The sequence below is a fragment of the Paracoccus panacisoli genome, from assembly GCF_042435015.1.
Lineage (GTDB): Bacteria > Pseudomonadota > Alphaproteobacteria > Rhodobacterales > Rhodobacteraceae > Paracoccus > Paracoccus panacisoli.
On record NZ_JBHMQU010000027.1, the window covers coordinates 91,794 to 106,334 of the forward strand.

The following is a 14,541-nucleotide window of genomic DNA, read 5'->3' on the forward strand; positions in this document are numbered from 1 at the left end:
CCGCCTCGGGTTGCAACCGGGCGGCGCTTGGCCCAGCGTCGGCGCGACCATCACGCAGGGCACCATGTCGAGCTTTCTCAACGCCGGGATCATCGCGCTGACGCTCGGCTATACGCTGAGCCAGTTCTACCGCGCCTTCCTCGCCGTCCTCAGCCAGACGCTGCAGACCGAGCTGGGGGCGACGCCCGGCGATCTCGCGCTGTCGTCGGGGATGTGGTTCCTGACCTTCGCGCTGATGCAGCTGCCGGTGGGCTGGGCGCTGGACCGGATCGGGCCGCGCCGGACCGCGGCGGTGGTGCTGGCGCTGGGTGGCGCCGGCGGGGCCGCGGTCTTTGCGCTGGCGCAGGCGCCGTGGCACCTGCACGTCGCCATGGGGCTGATCGGGATCGGCTGTGCGCCGGCGCTGATGGCGGCCTATTACATCTTCGCCCATGACTACCCGCCGGCGCGGTTCGGGGCGCTGACCGGGGCAATGGTGGGGCTGGGTTCGGCGGGCAACATCCTCGGCGCCGCGCCGCTCGTCTCACTCATCTATGCCATCGGCTGGCGGGAATCGCTGTGGCTGATGGCGGCGGTGACGCTGGCCGTGGCGGCGGCGCTGGCGCTGACGGTGCGCGACCCGGTCCACCACGGGGGCGCGCCGCGGGGGCGGCTGTCGGCGCTGTTCGCGCTGCCCACGCTGCGGCTGATGCTGCCGCTGATCCTTGTCAGCTACGCCAGCTCGGCGGCGCTGCGCGGGCTGTGGGCCTCGCCCTATCTGCGCGACGTGTTCGGGGCCGACGACGTGACCGTGGGCCGGGCCACGCTGGTCATGGGAATCGCCATGGTGGTGGGCAACCTCGGCGCGGGGGCGTTCGTCGCTGCGGTGGGCGGGGTGCGGCGGGCGGTGCTGATCGGCCATGTGCTGTCGGTCGCGGCGCTGTCGGTCCTGTGGCTCGCACCCGACTGGGGGCTCGCGCCGGCCATCGTCCTTCTGGGCGCCGTGGGGCTGACGGGGACGAACTACACGCTGCTCATGGCCCATGCCCGGCGGTTCCTGTCGCCCGCGCTGGTCGGGCGGGGGATGACGCTGCTCAACATGGCCTCGATCGGCGGGGTCGGGATGATGCAGTTCGCCTCGCGCCCGCTGTCGGCGGCGGCCGAGGCGCGCTATGCCCCGCCCGAGGCCTACGCGATGCTGTTCCTGTTCTTCCTCGTGCCGCTGGTGATCGGCTTCGCGATCTTCCTTCTCGCCCCTGCCGAGCCTGCCGATGCCTGAGACCCCCCGCTCGCCCGACCGGATCGAGGTCGTCGCCCCGAACCTCAAGCGCCGCCTGTCGGGGGTGACCGCCACGGTGGTGCGGCTGATCCCGGTGCAGGCACGGATGATCGGCATCGTGGCGACCGGGCCGGGGCTGCCGCCCGAGCTGCCACACATTCCGCTGACCCGCGCCGCCACCCTGCCGCGCGACCGCTGGCGGGTCTGGCACGCGCGGCGGAATACCGAGATGGCGCTGGGCCTGATCGTGCGCCACCTGCTCGGGCGGCGCTACCGGCTGCTCTTCACCAGCGCGGCGCAGCGCCGCCACACCGGTTTCACCCGCTGGCTGATCCGCCGCCAGGACGCGCTGATCGCCACCTCGCCGCAGGCGGCGAGTTACCTCGAGCGGCCCGCGACGGTCATCCTGCACGGGGTCGATACCGGGGTCTTCCACCCCGCCCCCGACCGCGCGGCGTTGCGCCGGGCGTTGGGGCTCGACCCCGACGCGGTGCTGATCGGCTGCTTCGGCCGGGTCCGGGCGCAGAAGGGCGTCGATCTGCTGGTCGAGGCCGCGCTGGAGGTCTTTCCGCGCCACCCGGACGCGCAGCTTGTCTTCACAGGCCGGATCACCGCCGACAACCGCGGCTTCGCCGATGCGTTGATCGCCCGGATCGCCGCGGCGGGCCTGTCGGACCGCATCCGCTTCCTCGGCGAACTGCCGTGGGAGGCGGTGGTCCGCCACTACCAGGCGCTCGACCTTTTCGCCGCCCCGGCGCGGTGGGAGGGGTTCGGCCTCACCCCGCTCGAGGCGATGGCCTGCGGGGTGCCGGTGGTCGCGGCGCGGGTCGGGGCCTACGAGGCGCTGATCCGCGACGGCGAGACCGGCACGCTGATCGACGCCGGCGACGGGGAAGCGCTGGCGGCGGCACTCGACCGCTGGCTCGGCGATCCGGCGGGGCGAGCGCTCGCGGGCGAGGCGGCGCGCGCCCATGTCGCGGCGCACCACGGGATCGAGGCCGAGGCGCGGGCCATCGTCGGGGTCTATCGGCGCCTGCTGGACGAGGCGGGGGCGCGCTAACCCGGCGGGGCGCGGGTTGGGGCGCCGGATGCCTCCGGCGGGGATATTTGGGTCCAGCCCGAGGGGGCGCGGCGCGCGTCGGGCCCAGCCTCTGGCGCCGCCGCGGCGGGCGCGTCATGATGGCGCGAAAGGTGCCCCGATGACCCCGCTTCGTTTCTACGCCGCCCGGACGCTTCGCAACGAGGGGCTGCTCAAGACCCTCTCGGTCGCCCCGGCGGCGCTGGAGCAGGCGCTGGCCGGGCAGCGGGTGGCGCTGGTCGGCAACGCGCGGGCGCTGGCCGAGGCGCGGCACGGCGCGGCGATCGACGCGGCCGATCTGGTGATCCGCATCAACCGCGCGCCGATGCCCGATCCGGCGAGCCACGGCAGCCGCACCGACTGGCTGGCGCTGGCGATGCGCCTGCCCGCCGAGGACCGCGCCCGCCTCGCGCCGCGGCGCATCCTGTGGATGTCGCCCAAGCGCAAGCGGCTGGACTGGCAGACGGCGCACAGCCCCGGCTTCTACCTGCACCCTCTGCCCGCGGTCCGCGAACTGGAGCAGACGCTCGGCGCGCCGCCCTCGACCGGCATCATGACCGCGGCGCTGGTGCTGGCGGCGCCGGTGGCGGCGCTGACGCTCTATGGCTTCGACTTCTTCGCCTCGCTGTCGCTCAGCGGCTCGCGCGGCAAGGCCGACGTGCCGCATGACTTCGCGGCCGAGGCGGCGTGGTTTGCCGCCCGCGCCGAGGCGGAAGCGCGGCTCAGGATCGCCTGAGCAATCGCTCGCGCCTGCGCCGGGCCCGCGCCCGCTGGCAGGGTTCTATCTGGCCCAGTTTCCCCGCCGGCAGCGCCACCGGGTGCGGCGGCGCCGGCGTCAGCCCGTGGGCAGCGTGCCGTCCCAGATCTCGGTCAACGACCGGTTGCCTATCCGCATCATCCGCGCCAGCGTCGCCGCCAGGCCGGTCGCATCGCGGCGCTCGGCGCAGGCGAGCACGTCGACCGCCACCCCGGCCAGCCCCGGCAGGCCCACCTGCCAGGCCAGCCGCGACAGCAGCTCGGCCCGTTCGGCCAGCCGCGCCATGTCGCCTGCCATCGCCGCCTCGCGCGCGCCGGCCAGCGCCGCCGCCAGCTGCTCCATCGCCGCGCAGATGATCGTCTGCGCCGCGCTTTCGCCCAGCTCGTTCACGATCTCGCCCAGCCGTCGCACATCGACCTGCACAGGCTCCTGCATGGCCAGAACCGTCAGGTTCCCCATCACGTCACCCCTTTTCCCACGTGTCCCCACACGTCCGGGCAGGATGGCGCCAAGCCGGTAAGAAATCCTTGCTGCGGCCGCGAGAAACCTCTCGAAGTTTAGGCGTCCGGCGGTTATCTCGACGGGCAGTCCGGCCGTCAGCCACCCGCGAGAGAGGCAGTTCCGATGCTCAACGCCCGTCCCTTGCCGCATTATCTGGTCCAGCGCTACCACGGCTGGCGCGCGACCTCGTACGCGGAAAACCGCGCCTGGTACCGCCGCCTCGCCGACGAGGGGCAGCGGCCGCGGGCGATGGTGATCTCGTGCTGCGATTCCCGGGTCCACGTCACCTCGATCTTCGGCGCCGACACGGGAGAGTTCTTCATCCACCGCAACGTCGCCAACCTCGTGCCGCCCTATGCGCCGGACGGGTTGCAGCACGGCACCTCGGCGGCGGTGGAATATGCCGTCAACACCCTCAAGGTCGCGCATCTGATCGTGCTGGGCCACAGCCAGTGCGGCGGTGTCGCCGGCTGCCACTCCATGTGCTCGGGCGCCGCCCCCGAGCTTGAGGAGGCGACGAGCTTCGTCGGCCGCTGGATGGACATCCTGCGCCCGGGCTACGAGCAGGTCCGCGACCTGCCGCTCGAGGAACAGGTCCCGGCGCTCGAACGGGTAGCGGTGAAGGTGTCGCTCGAGAACCTGCTGACCTTCCCCTTCGTGGTGGCGGCGGTCGAATCCGGCCAGTTGACGCTGCACGGGCTGATGCACGACATCCGCGAGGGCGAGCTGACGATGCTCGACCGCGACCGCTACGTGCCGGTCTGAGGGCCCGCACTCGGCCGGAAACGAAAACCGCGCCCCGCGGGGCGCCGTTGGTCATTCCAAAAGGGGGGATGGCTCAGGCCACGCCCAGCCCGTCGGTCGAGGCGAAGAACATCGCCTGCGACACCGCCGAACGCACCTGTTCCTCGGAATAGGGCTTCGAGATCAGGAACGCAGGCTCGGGCCGGTCGCCGGTCAGAAGCCGCTCGGGGAAGGCGGTGATGAAGATCACCGGCAGGTCGCCCATGCTGCCGAGCAGCTCGTTCACCGCATCGATGCCCGACGAGCCGTCGGCCAGCTGGATGTCGGCGAGGATCAGGTCCGGGCGGCGGTCGCCGGCCAGCTCGATCGCGGCGGTGTGGGTGCGGGCGATGCCGGTCACCTCGTGCCCCATCGCCTGCACGATGCCCTTGAGGTCCATGGCGATGATCGTCTCGTCCTCGATGATCATCACCCGGCCACGGATCGCCCGGCCCATCTCGTTCAGGGCGATCTGGACCAGCTCTTCAGCCTCGTCCTGATCGGTCTGCATGATCCGCGCGATCTGGTCGTAGCGCAGCTCTTCGATCGTGCGCAGCAGCAGCGCCTCGCGCGAGTTGGCGGTCAGGCCGCGCAGGTGCTGCTGGACGACGGCCTCGCGCGAGGACTGTTCGTCCGCGGCGACCGGCTGGCCCGAGCTCTGCCAGATGGCGTGGAAAGTGCGGAACAGCCCGATGCGGGTCTCTTCGCCGTCCATCAGGGAACGGTCGCTGAGGATCGCCTCGAGCGTGGCGGCGGCGTAGTTGTCGCCGGCGGTCTGGCTGCCTGTCAGGGCGCGTGCATAGCGGCGCAGATACGGCAGCTCGCGGCCGATGGATTGCGCAAGATCAGCTGCGGACATGGCTTTCCTCAATTTGATCCCTGTCGGGGAACCTTGAGGTGCTGTAACGGTTGGGCAACGTGCACACAAGATTTCCGGGACAAACAAATATATGAACACGAGGCGGGAAGAACGGAAGCGCGCCGCCCTGGAGAAGCAGATCGACGAGAATCTCCGGCGCGTCTATGAACAGGATGCCTTGCAGGACGTGCCTGACAGGTTCCTTTCGCTTCTCGAGCGCCTGCGCGAGCAGGAATGAGTCCCATGACATCTGCGGCCTCTCCCCGGCCCGCCGCCGTCGGCAATCCGCGCGACGAGCTGGTGGATCACCTGCCCGCGCTGCGGGCCTTTGCGCTGTCGCTGACCCGCGAGGGCGCGTCGGCCGACGATCTGGTGCAGGACACCATCGTCAAGGCGTGGACCAACATGGACAAGTTCCAGCCCGGCACGAACCTGCGGGCGTGGCTCTTCACCATTCTGCGCAACACCTTCTATTCCGCCCGCCGCAAGACCCGGCGCGAGGTCAACGACAGCGACGGCATCCACGCCGCGCGTCAGGCGACGCGCCCCGAGCATGACGGGCGGCTGGCCATGAACGACTTCAAGGCCGCGTTCCAGCAACTGCCGGATGAGCAGCGCGAGGCGCTGATCCTCGTCGGCGGCTCGGGCTTCTCGTACGAGGAAGCGGCCGCGATGACCGGGGTCGCGGTCGGCACGGTCAAGTCACGCGCCAACCGCGGCCGCCGCAAGCTGGCCGAGCTGATGCACATGGCCGAGGGCGAGGAACTCGACATGACCGACGCCTCGACGCTGGCCGTGATGGCGGTGAACCAGCCCGTCTCGCGGTAGGCTGTCATGCGGTGGAACGGCATTGCGGGCAGGCTCGGCTTCCGCCTCGGGGCGCTGCTCAGCATCGCCATCCTGCCGATCGGGATGATCTCGATCATCCAGACCCTGCACCTGTCGCGCGAGGCCGAACGGTCGAGCGAGCTGGCGTTGCAGGGCCGCACGGCGACCGCCGCGGCGGGTGAACGGGCGCTGCTGCAAAGCACCATCGGCACCGCCGACGCGCTCGGCGCCTCGATCCTGACGCTGATCGAGGATCCCGCAGCCTGCTCGGAAGCGATGCACCAGTATGTCCAGCGCAGCGCGACCTATGTCTACGCCGGGTTCACCGACCTGGCCGGCCGCAATGTCTGCTCGTCCACCGGGCGGGTCATCGACCTGACCGGCTCGCCGCATTACCAGGCGTTTATGCGCGACCCGGGGACTCTCATCTCGGCCGCGGCCCGCGGCACGGCCTCGGGTGAGGACGTGGTCATCGTCTCGCAGCCGCTGTTCCGGGGCACCGAGCTTCTGGGCTATGTCGCGCTGTCGCTCTCGCAGGACCTGCTACGCTCGACCCATTCGCAATCCTACTGGGCCGAGGGCGCGCGCATCCTCACCTTTAACCGGGCCGGGCAGGCGCTGTCGGGCGATCTCGGCGCGACCGGCGACCCGACCCCGATCCTGCCGCAGGGCGAAACGCTTGCCTCGCTCGTCAGCCATTCGGACACGTCGTTCCGGGCGCGCTCGAACTCGGGCGAGCAGCGGGTGTTCGCCGTCGTGCCGGTGGTCCCCGACCTCGTCTATGCGCTGGGTAGCTGGAGCCCGCGCGAGACCGGCATCGCCGGGCTGAACCTCTCGCGCTTTGCCGCGATCCTGTTCCCGCTGGCGCTGTGGGCGGCGTCGCTGGGGGTGGCGTATTTCGCCGTCTATCGCTTGGTGCTGCGCCATGTCCGCGAGTTGCGCGGGCAGATGCGCCGCTTTGCGCTCGGCGACCGCAGCAAACCCCCGCCGGTGCTCGAGGCCGCGCCGGCCGAGATCCGCGACGTGAGCGCGACCTTCCACAATATGGCCCGCATCCTGATCCGCGACGAGGCGGCGATGGAGGAGGCGGTCGCGGAAAAGACCGTTCTGCTGAAAGAGGTGCACCACCGGGTCAAGAACAACCTGCAGCTCATCGCCTCGATCATCAACATGCAGAGCCGGATGATCGACGACACCGACGCCAAGCGGGTGCTGCGCTCGGTGCAGGACCGGGTGGCGTCGCTCGCCACCATCTACAAGAACCTCTACCAGGCCGAGCACCTCGATTCGGTCTCGGCCGACCGGCTGATCGGCGAGATCATCGGGCAGATGTCGTCGGCCTCGATCATGACCGGGGCGGCGATGGACGTGCAGACCGAGCTCGAGCCGCTGGTGCTGCAGCCCGACCAGGCCGTGCCGCTGACCCTGCTGACGACCGAGGCCTTCACCAACGCGCTGAAATACGCGGGCGCCTCGGACGGGGCGCGGCCGTTCGTGCGCATCAGCCTGCGCATGGACCCCGAAGGCTGGGCGGTGCTCGAGATCGAGAACTCGCTGGGCGCGGTGCAGCCCGACCACGACGGCACCGGGCTTGGCAGCCAGCTGATCGAGGCGTTCGCCATGCAGCTCGACAGCGACGCCGAGATCGACATCGAGGACGGCACCTACCGGCTGGCGCTGCGCTTCCGTCCCGACATCTCGCACACCCCGCAAGAGGAAGAGGCGCGGCAGGTCGTGCTCACCTCGGCCGCGCGCCCGGGCGCCCGGCACTAGGGGAAAATCAGGCGCTGGTGTCTGCCGCTGGGGCGCGGGCCGCCGCGGCCCGCTCTTGCGCCATCTCGCGGGCCAGCGCGCGGGCCTTGCGGGCCTGGACGAAGCGGCGGTGGCGGTCCAGCTCAACGTTGATCAGCGCCCCGAGCATCACCGAGAACCCGGCGAGATAGAACCACATCAGCAGCGCCACCACCGCCCCGATCGAGCCGTAGATGCGGTTGTAGCTGTTGAAGCTGGCGAGATAGGCCGAGAACCCCACGGACGCCGCGCCCCAGGCCAGGGCCGCAAACAGCGAGCCCCAGGTGAAGATCGGCGTGCGCGGGGTTTTGACGTTCGGCCCGTAGCGGTACAGGATGCCGATCCCGATCATCACGATGGCGAACATCGCCACCCACGGCACCGAGCTGACCAGCCAGCTACGCAGCGGGCCGTAGTCGAGGAAGTTGAACGCCAGCGGGACGATGACGATGGTGGCAAGCCCCATCAGCACCACGCCGACGATGGCGAGCGTGAGCACATAGGCGAGCACGAACCCGGTCAGGGTCGAGTGGGACCGCACCCCGTAGGCCGCGTTCAGCCCGCGGACCAGCGCGTCGACCCCGGCCCGCGCGGCGATGGTCGCCACCACGAACGAGATCGCCGAGGCCCAGCCAAGCTGGGTGCGCCCGCCCGAGGTCAGCGCGTCGATCTGCGAATGCAGGATCTCGGCCGCGCCGCCGGGGATGAAGTCGTCGACGTAGCGGTCGTAGTCCTGGATGATCGCCGGATCGAACCACAGCCCCCACAGCGCGATCAGCGCCGCCATGCCGGGGAACACCGCGAACATCGCATAGAAGGCCACGCCCGCGGCGATCAGGCCCATGTGGATCTTGTCCATCCGCTCGAACAGCGCGGTGATGAAGTGCCAGCTGTCGTGCATGTAGTCGACGAGCCAGCGGAACGCAGAGCGGATCATGTCGCGCCTCCGGCCGGCTGATAGCGGTGCCAAAGCGCCTTTTCCCCCATCCGGGCGACGAAGGCGGCGTGGGCGGTGATCTCGGCCGCGGTGAGGCGCGGCGCGAGCGGAACAGGGCGCGGTGCGCGGGGACCGGTCGAGACCTGCTGCTGCGCCTCGGTCCGCTGCCCGGGGCTGGCGACGAGGACGAGGTCCGGCTGGCGGCCGCCGATCAGCTCGAGATAGACCTCGGCCAGCAGCTCGCTGTCGAGCAGCGCGCCGTGCAGCGTGCGGCCCGAGTTGTCGATCCCCCAACGCCGGCAGAGCGCGTCGAGCGACACCGGCGCGCCCGGAAACTTCTCGCGCGCCATCGCCACCGTGTCGAGCGCGCGGCTCATCGGCAGTGCGGGGCGGCCGGCGCGGCGAAGCTCCCAGTTGAGGAATTTCATGTCGAAGGGGGCGTTGTGGATGATCAGCCGGGCGTCGCCCACGAACTCGACGAAATCGGCCACGATCTCGGCGAAGCGCGGCTTGTCCGAGAGGAACGCCGAGGTCAGCCCGTGCACGGCCAGCGCGTCGGCCGGCATGTCGCGCTCGGGGTTGATGTAGACGTGGAAATGCCGGCCGGTCGGCAGGTAGTTGATCAGCTCGATGGCGCCGATCTCGACGATGCGGTCGCCGGTGTCGGGGTCGAAGCCGGTGGTTTCGGTGTCGAGGACGATCTCACGCATGGGCCGCCCCGCTGGCGATGTCGTGCAGGATGGCGGCAACGGCGGCCTCGGCCTCGTCCAGGGTCTCGGTCGGGACGATCCAGTCGGCGCGGGCGCGTTTCTCGGCGTCCGGCATCTGCCGCGACAGGATCAGCCCCAGCGTCGTGTCGGTCATCCCCGGGCGGGCGAGCACCCTGGCGCGCTGCACCTCGGGCGGGGCTGATGCGACGACCACGCCGTCGAGCCACGCCTCGGCCCCCGTCTCGAACAGCAGGGGGATGTCGAGGAGGACCACGGGCGCGGCGGCGTGGCTGTCGATGAAGCTGCTGCGGTCGGCGGCGACGAGCGGGTGGACGATGGCCTCGAGCTCGGCCAGCCGGTCCGGCTCGGCGGCGAGGATGGTCTTGAGCGCCCCGCGGTCGATGCCGGTTTCGTCCAGCGCGCCGGGGAAGCGCGCGGCGACCGGCGCGACGGCCGCGCCGCCCGGCTGATAGAGCCGGTGCACGGCCGCGTCGGCGTCCCACACGGGCACCCCGTGGGCCGCGAACATCGCCGCGGTCGTGGTCTTGCCCATCCCGATTCCGCCAGTCAGTCCAAGAAGATAGGTCATCCGAGCACCGCCTCGCGCAGGGCCTCGTCCACCTCGGGCTTGACGCCGAACCAGCGCTCGAATCCCGGCGCGGCCTGGTGCAGCAGCATCCCCAGCCCGTCCACGGTGCGGCAGCCGCGGGCGCGGGCGGCGCGCAGGAAATGGGTGTCGAGCGGCGTGTAGACGAGGTCGGTCACCAGCGCGTCCGGTGAGAGGGCGTCGAGCGGCAGGCGCAGGGGTTGGGTCCCCTGCATTCCCATCGAGGTGGAATTGACCACCGTGGCCGCGCCTTCGAGCATGTTGCCGGTCTGCGCCCAGTCGTAGACGACGACGCGGGCGCCGAACTCGGCGCGGATCTGGTCGGCGCGGATGCGGGTGCGGTTGGCGATGCGCAGTTCCGGCACTCCGCATTCGAGCAGCGCCGCCACCACGGCCCGCGCGGCGCCGCCGGCGCCGATCACCGCGGCGGGACCGGCGCTCGCGCTCCAGTCCGGGGCGTGCTGCTGGAGGTTGGCGATGAAGCCGTAGCCGTCGGTGTTGTCGGCGTGGATGCGCCCGTCGGGGCGGAAGATCAGCGTGTTCGCCGCCCCGATCAGCGAGGCGCGGTCGGTGACGATGTCGGCGAGCGCGAGGGCGGCTTCCTTGTGCGGGATGGTGACGTTGCAGCCGACGAAGCCGGCGCGCGGCAGGGCGTGCAGAACCTGGCCCAGATGTTCGGGCGCGACGGCGAGGGGGACGTAGTGGCCCGCGATCCCGTAGCGGCGCAGCCAATGGGCGTGCAGCCGCGGCGAGCGGGAGTGGGCGACCGGCCAGCCGATCACCCCCGCCAGGGGGATCGTCGCTGCGGGGGTCTGCGGCGGTGCAGGGTCGCGGGGGCTGGCATCCGGTGCGGCGCTCATCGGTCCTCGGCGGTCAGGCTGGGTCCAATCCTTACCCCCGGCGACCGTGAGTGGAAAGCATGTGGAGGACTCTGGGGATAGCTGCAGGGTCCGACGTGGGGTCGCGTGCGGAGAAATCGGAAGGTTGCGAGGCAGACGGCCGGAAGGGCCCGGATCGGGGCCCTGGATCGCGCGGTTTTCCACACGTGCAAAACCGGGAGCAAGGTTTCCCACCGGCTGTGGAGATCGGAGTTATCCACAGGTCTCCGGATAGCAACAAACTGCTGATTTGAAATAAGAGTTTTCAAAATCGTTCAGAATTATCCGAAGGTTTTTCCGCGTCCTCCAACCTGTGGAAAAGAGGGATTGGGGACCCGGAACTCGCTTATCCGCAGGCCCTACTGAATCATCATCCTTTCTTCTTCTCTTTTCTTTTGAGATAGCAGGGCCGTCCTTGAACCTGGCGGCACCATGATCTCTGACTGGCTGGCGACCCTTTATCCGTGGATCAAGTCGTTCCACGTGATGGCCGTGATCTCGTGGATGGCAGGGCTGTTCTACCTGCCGCGGCTCTACGTCTATCACGCCGAGCGCGGGCGCGGGGCGGGGGTCGAGCCTGACGACAGCTTCGCGGTCATGGAATTCAAGCTGCTGCGGGTGATCATGGGGCCGGCATCGATCGCCACCTGGATCGCCGGTCTGGCGCTCGTCTTCACGCCGGGGATCGTGGACTGGTCGATGGTATGGCCGTGGACCAAGGGGGCGAGCGTCATCGCCATGACGCTGTTCCATCACTGGCTGATGATCCAGCGGCGGCGACTGGCCGCCGGGCAGGGCCTGACCGGGCGGCAGTACCGGATGATGAACGAGGTCCCGACCCTGCTGATGGTCGTCATCGTGCTGTCGGTGATCGTCAAGTTCTGAGCGGCGGTGCCGCGGTTTGACTCAGGGCCGGGTTTCGGCTATGTGCCGCCGGCGCGCCGTCCGGCCCGCATCCTCCTGACCCCGAGTCCCAGTCGCTGCGTCCTGCCGGGCGTTCGGCTGCCCGCATGGTGAACCGATGAGCGACGAACGTCTCAACCTGGCCGATCTCAAGGCCAAGAGCCCCGCCGACCTGCTGTCGATGGCGGAGGAGTGGGAGATCGAGAACGCCTCGACCATGCGCAAGGGCGAGATGATGTTCTCGCTGCTGAAGGAGCATGCCGAGGAAGGGTTCGACATCGGCGGCGACGGGGTGCTCGAGGTCGTGCAGGACGGGTTCGGCTTCCTCCGCTCGCCCGAAGCCAACTATCTGCCCGGTCCGGACGATATCTACGTCAGCCCGGACATGATCCGGCAGCATAGCCTGCGGACCGGCGACACCGTGGAGGGCGTCATTCGGGCGCCGGGTGAGAACGAGCGGTATTTCGCGCTGACGCGGGTCGAGAAGATCAACTTCGAGGACCCGGAAAAGGCGCGCCACAAGGTGGCGTTCGACAACCTGACGCCGCTCTATCCGAACGAGCGGCTGAAGATGGAGCTGGACGATCCGACGGTGAAGGACCGCTCGGCGCGGATCATCGATCTGGTGGCGCCGATCGGGAAGGGCCAGCGCTCGCTGATCGTGGCGCCGCCGCGGACCGGCAAGACGGTGCTGTTGCAGAACATCGCCCATTCGATCGAGCGCAATCACCCGGAATGTTATCTCATCGTGCTGCTGATCGACGAGCGGCCGGAAGAGGTCACCGACATGCAGCGCTCGGTGAAGGGCGAGGTGATTTCCTCGACCTTCGACGAGCCGGCGACGCGGCACGTCGCGGTGAGCGAGATGGTCATCGAGAAGGCCAAGCGGCTGGTCGAGCACAAGCGCGATGTCGTGATCCTGCTTGATTCGATCACCCGTCTCGGGCGGGCGTTCAACACCGTCGTGCCGTCGTCGGGGAAGGTGCTGACGGGTGGCGTGGATGCGAACGCGTTACAGCGGCCGAAGCGGTTCTTCGGCGCGGCGCGGAACATCGAAGAGGGCGGATCGCTGACGATCATTGCGACCGCGCTGATCGACACTGGCTCGCGCATGGACGAGGTGATCTTCGAGGAGTTCAAGGGCACCGGCAACAGCGAGATCGTGCTGGACCGCAAGGTGGCCGACAAGCGCGTCTTCCCGGCGATGGACATCCTCAAGTCCGGGACGCGGAAAGAGGAGCTGCTGGTCGACCAGAAGGACTTGCAGAAGACCTATCTGCTGCGTCGCATCCTGAACCCGATGGGAACCACGGACGCGATCGAGTTCCTGATCTCGAAGCTGAAGCAGACCAAGACCAATTCCGACTTCTTCGAGTCGATGAACGCCTGAGCATGGGATGGAGACGATCTACGCCGAAGCGACTCCTCCCGGTCGGGGCGGGGTCTCGATCGTCCGCCTGAGCGGACCGCGGGCGCGTGAGATCGGCGAGGCGCTGGCAGGGCCACTGCCGCGTGCGCGCATAGCCTATCGTCGTGCGGTGCGGGACGAGGGGCTGATCGACGAGGCGTTGGTGCTGCGGTTCGACGCCGGGGCGAGCTTCACCGGCGACGAGGTGGTCGAGTTCCAGCTGCATGGGGCGCCGGTCATCGTGCGGCGGTTGCAGGCCGCGCTGAGTGCGCGGGGCGCGCGGCTTGCCGAGGCTGGCGAGTTCACTCGGCGGAGTTTTCTCAACGGAACCATGGCGTTGAGTGGCGTCGAGGCGCTATCGGACTTGCTCGCGGCCGAAACCGAAGCGCAGCGTGTCCAGGCGATGCGCGTGGTATCCGGGGAGTTGGCGGCGTGGACCGCTGCGCTGCGCGAGAAGCTGATCCGGGCGGGGGCACTGATCGAGGCGAGCCTAGACTTTGCCGATGAAGAGGTGCCGGAGGACGTGCCGGCGGAGGTCTTTGAGCTGCTTGCGGAGGTTCGGGCCCAGATCGGGCGGCAGATCCTCGGGGTGCCGGCAGCGGAACGGATCAGGGCCGGGTTCGAGGTGGCGATCATCGGGCCGCCGAATGCGGGGAAGTCGTCGCTGATGAACCGCATTGCCGGGCGCGAAGTGGCGCTGGTCAGCGACGAGGCGGGGACGACGCGCGATGTACTGGAGCTGCGGACAGAGTTGGGCGGGCTGGCGGTGACGTTCCTTGACACGGCCGGGCTGCGCGAGGCGGAGGACAAGGTCGAGCGGATGGGAGTCGAGCGGGCGCGTGACCGAGCGGCCGCGGCGGACCTTAGGGTAATCCTGCTTGGCGAGAGCTTGGCTGATGAGCCGCTGCGCGTGCCGGGGGATATCGTCGTTCGGTCGAAGGCCGATCTTGGCTCGGGCGATATTTCGGCCGTGACGGGCGCGGGGGTCGATGCGCTGTTGGCGCGCGTGGCCGACGAGTTGACGGGGCGGGTTGCCGGGGCCGGTTTGGTCAGCCGGCATCGGCAGGCAGAGGCCTTGCGTGACGCTTATGCGGCGCTTGGCACGGCGGATCACGGAATGCCGCCGGAAGTACTGGCCGAGCTCGTCCGCGATGTGTCTGCGCGGCTGGCCGAGGTGGTTGGACGGGTGGCGCCGGATGATTATCTGGACGAGGTGTTCTCGTCGTTCTGCATCGGCAAGTAG

The 14,541-nt window shown here is 69.6% G+C and carries 16 protein-coding genes; 10 read left to right on the forward strand and 6 right to left on the reverse strand.

Annotated elements, in window-relative coordinates; all coding sequences use genetic code 11:
• Positions 1-64: 64 nt before the first annotated feature.
• From ACFHYO_RS07155 to ACFHYO_RS07165, 3 genes are all read left to right on the forward strand, one after another.
• A complete protein-coding gene (locus tag ACFHYO_RS07155) occupies positions 65-1,258 on the forward strand; it encodes an MFS transporter (RefSeq protein ID WP_394319371.1) in 1,194 nt (397 codons plus the stop codon).
• Complete coding sequence (locus ACFHYO_RS07160) at positions 1,251-2,318, forward strand: glycosyltransferase family 4 protein (RefSeq protein ID WP_394319373.1); 1,068 nt, start codon at positions 1,251-1,253, stop codon at positions 2,316-2,318. Before ACFHYO_RS07155 ends, ACFHYO_RS07160 begins: the two co-directional genes overlap by 8 nt.
• 139 nt (positions 2,319-2,457) lie before the next feature.
• Positions 2,458-3,072, forward strand: a complete 615-nt coding sequence (locus ACFHYO_RS07165) for a glycosyltransferase family 29 protein (protein ID WP_394319375.1) — start codon at positions 2,458-2,460, stop codon at positions 3,070-3,072.
• Between the two features lie 99 nt (positions 3,073-3,171).
• Here the strand turns inward: ACFHYO_RS07165 and ACFHYO_RS07170 are convergent, their stop codons facing one another.
• The gene (locus ACFHYO_RS07170; protein ID WP_394319377.1) at positions 3,172-3,552 is read right to left on the reverse strand and encodes a hypothetical protein; all 381 of its coding nucleotides are present in this window, start codon (positions 3,550-3,552) and stop codon (positions 3,172-3,174) included.
• Between the two features lie 165 nt (positions 3,553-3,717).
• Between ACFHYO_RS07170 and ACFHYO_RS07175 the strand changes: the two genes are divergently transcribed.
• On the forward strand, positions 3,718-4,359 hold the full coding sequence (locus ACFHYO_RS07175) for a carbonic anhydrase (protein ID WP_394319379.1): 642 nt from the start codon (positions 3,718-3,720) through the stop codon (positions 4,357-4,359).
• 73 nt (positions 4,360-4,432) lie between these two features.
• On the opposite strand, the gene ACFHYO_RS07180 is transcribed toward ACFHYO_RS07175, so the two are convergent.
• Positions 4,433-5,236 carry a response regulator gene (locus ACFHYO_RS07180; RefSeq protein WP_036702175.1) on the reverse strand — a complete coding sequence of 268 codons (804 nt, stop codon included), beginning with the start codon at positions 5,234-5,236 and terminating at the stop codon, positions 4,433-4,435.
• A 91-nt stretch (positions 5,237-5,327) separates the two neighbouring features.
• On the opposite strand from ACFHYO_RS07180, the gene ACFHYO_RS07185 reads away from it, so the two are divergent.
• Genes ACFHYO_RS07185 through ACFHYO_RS07195 form a run of 3 tightly spaced genes read left to right on the forward strand, consistent with a single transcriptional unit; the run spans position 5,328 to position 7,837 of the window.
• A complete protein-coding gene (locus ACFHYO_RS07185) occupies positions 5,328-5,474 on the forward strand; it encodes a NepR family anti-sigma factor (protein ID WP_036702173.1) in 147 nt (48 codons plus the stop codon).
• A 5-nt stretch (positions 5,475-5,479) separates the two neighbouring features.
• Positions 5,480-6,064 carry an RNA polymerase sigma factor gene (locus tag ACFHYO_RS07190; protein WP_231555308.1) on the forward strand — a complete coding sequence of 195 codons (585 nt, stop codon included), beginning with the start codon at positions 5,480-5,482 and terminating at the stop codon, positions 6,062-6,064.
• Between the two features lie 6 nt (positions 6,065-6,070).
• Entirely contained in the window at positions 6,071-7,837 is a 1,767-nt protein-coding gene (locus ACFHYO_RS07195; RefSeq protein WP_394319382.1) for a sensor histidine kinase, read from the forward strand.
• Positions 7,838-7,844: 7 nt separating this feature from the next.
• Here ACFHYO_RS07195 and ACFHYO_RS07200 read toward each other — a convergent pair whose 3' ends face one another.
• The 4 genes from ACFHYO_RS07200 to ACFHYO_RS07215 are packed head-to-tail and all read right to left on the reverse strand — an operon-like array spanning position 7,845 to position 10,969.
• On the reverse strand, positions 7,845-8,792 hold the full coding sequence (locus ACFHYO_RS07200; RefSeq protein ID WP_052174945.1) for a YihY/virulence factor BrkB family protein: 948 nt from the start codon (positions 8,790-8,792) through the stop codon (positions 7,845-7,847).
• Positions 8,789-9,502 carry a DNA polymerase III subunit epsilon gene (gene dnaQ, locus ACFHYO_RS07205; RefSeq protein ID WP_394319384.1) on the reverse strand — a complete coding sequence of 238 codons (714 nt, stop codon included), beginning with the start codon at positions 9,500-9,502 and terminating at the stop codon, positions 8,789-8,791. The genes ACFHYO_RS07200 and dnaQ overlap by 4 nt, the downstream gene beginning before the upstream one ends.
• Entirely contained in the window at positions 9,495-10,091 is a 597-nt protein-coding gene (gene coaE / locus ACFHYO_RS07210; protein WP_394319386.1) for a dephospho-CoA kinase, read from the reverse strand. The genes dnaQ and coaE overlap by 8 nt, the downstream gene beginning before the upstream one ends.
• Positions 10,088-10,969 carry a shikimate dehydrogenase gene (locus ACFHYO_RS07215; protein ID WP_394319388.1) on the reverse strand — a complete coding sequence of 294 codons (882 nt, stop codon included), beginning with the start codon at positions 10,967-10,969 and terminating at the stop codon, positions 10,088-10,090. The genes coaE and ACFHYO_RS07215 overlap by 4 nt, the downstream gene beginning before the upstream one ends.
• A gap of 450 nt (positions 10,970-11,419) precedes the next feature.
• Between ACFHYO_RS07215 and ACFHYO_RS07220 the strand changes: the two genes are divergently transcribed.
• The 3 genes from ACFHYO_RS07220 to mnmE all read left to right on the forward strand — a co-directional run bounded on the left by ACFHYO_RS07220 (position 11,420) and on the right by mnmE (position 14,541).
• Entirely contained in the window at positions 11,420-11,872 is a 453-nt protein-coding gene (locus ACFHYO_RS07220; RefSeq protein WP_394319390.1) for a CopD family protein, read from the forward strand.
• Positions 11,873-12,008: 136 nt separating this feature from the next.
• Positions 12,009-13,280 (forward strand): transcription termination factor Rho, encoded by a 1,272-nt coding sequence (rho, locus tag ACFHYO_RS07225; RefSeq protein WP_036702603.1) that lies wholly within the window; start codon positions 12,009-12,011, stop codon positions 13,278-13,280.
• 7 nt (positions 13,281-13,287) lie between these two features.
• Positions 13,288-14,541 (forward strand): tRNA uridine-5-carboxymethylaminomethyl(34) synthesis GTPase MnmE, encoded by a 1,254-nt coding sequence (gene mnmE / locus ACFHYO_RS07230; RefSeq protein WP_394319393.1) that lies wholly within the window; start codon positions 13,288-13,290, stop codon positions 14,539-14,541.

Coding starts and splice junctions, on each gene's coding strand:
- dnaQ (WP_394319384.1), bottom strand. CDS start 9,502: ATGCGTGAGATCGTCCTCGACACCGAAACCACCGGCTTCGACCCCGAC.
- ACFHYO_RS07155 (WP_394319371.1), top strand. CDS start 65: ATGTCGAGCTTTCTCAACGCCGGGATCATCGCGCTGACGCTCGGCTAT.
- ACFHYO_RS07180 (WP_036702175.1), bottom strand. CDS start 5,236: ATGTCCGCAGCTGATCTTGCGCAATCCATCGGCCGCGAGCTGCCGTAT.
- ACFHYO_RS07170 (WP_394319377.1), bottom strand. CDS start 3,552: ATGGGGAACCTGACGGTTCTGGCCATGCAGGAGCCTGTGCAGGTCGAT.
- coaE (WP_394319386.1), bottom strand. CDS start 10,091: ATGACCTATCTTCTTGGACTGACTGGCGGAATCGGGATGGGCAAGACC.
- ACFHYO_RS07175 (WP_394319379.1), top strand. CDS start 3,718: ATGCTCAACGCCCGTCCCTTGCCGCATTATCTGGTCCAGCGCTACCAC.
- rho (WP_036702603.1), top strand. CDS start 12,009: ATGAGCGACGAACGTCTCAACCTGGCCGATCTCAAGGCCAAGAGCCCC.
- ACFHYO_RS07200 (WP_052174945.1), bottom strand. CDS start 8,792: ATGATCCGCTCTGCGTTCCGCTGGCTCGTCGACTACATGCACGACAGC.
- ACFHYO_RS07215 (WP_394319388.1), bottom strand. CDS start 10,969: ATGAGCGCCGCACCGGATGCCAGCCCCCGCGACCCTGCACCGCCGCAG.
- ACFHYO_RS07165 (WP_394319375.1), top strand. CDS start 2,458: ATGACCCCGCTTCGTTTCTACGCCGCCCGGACGCTTCGCAACGAGGGG.
- ACFHYO_RS07220 (WP_394319390.1), top strand. CDS start 11,420: ATGATCTCTGACTGGCTGGCGACCCTTTATCCGTGGATCAAGTCGTTC.
- mnmE (WP_394319393.1), top strand. CDS start 13,288: ATGGAGACGATCTACGCCGAAGCGACTCCTCCCGGTCGGGGCGGGGTC.
- ACFHYO_RS07160 (WP_394319373.1), top strand. CDS start 1,251: ATGCCTGAGACCCCCCGCTCGCCCGACCGGATCGAGGTCGTCGCCCCG.
- ACFHYO_RS07185 (WP_036702173.1), top strand. CDS start 5,328: ATGAACACGAGGCGGGAAGAACGGAAGCGCGCCGCCCTGGAGAAGCAG.
- ACFHYO_RS07195 (WP_394319382.1), top strand. CDS start 6,071: ATGCGGTGGAACGGCATTGCGGGCAGGCTCGGCTTCCGCCTCGGGGCG.
- ACFHYO_RS07190 (WP_231555308.1), top strand. CDS start 5,480: ATGACATCTGCGGCCTCTCCCCGGCCCGCCGCCGTCGGCAATCCGCGC.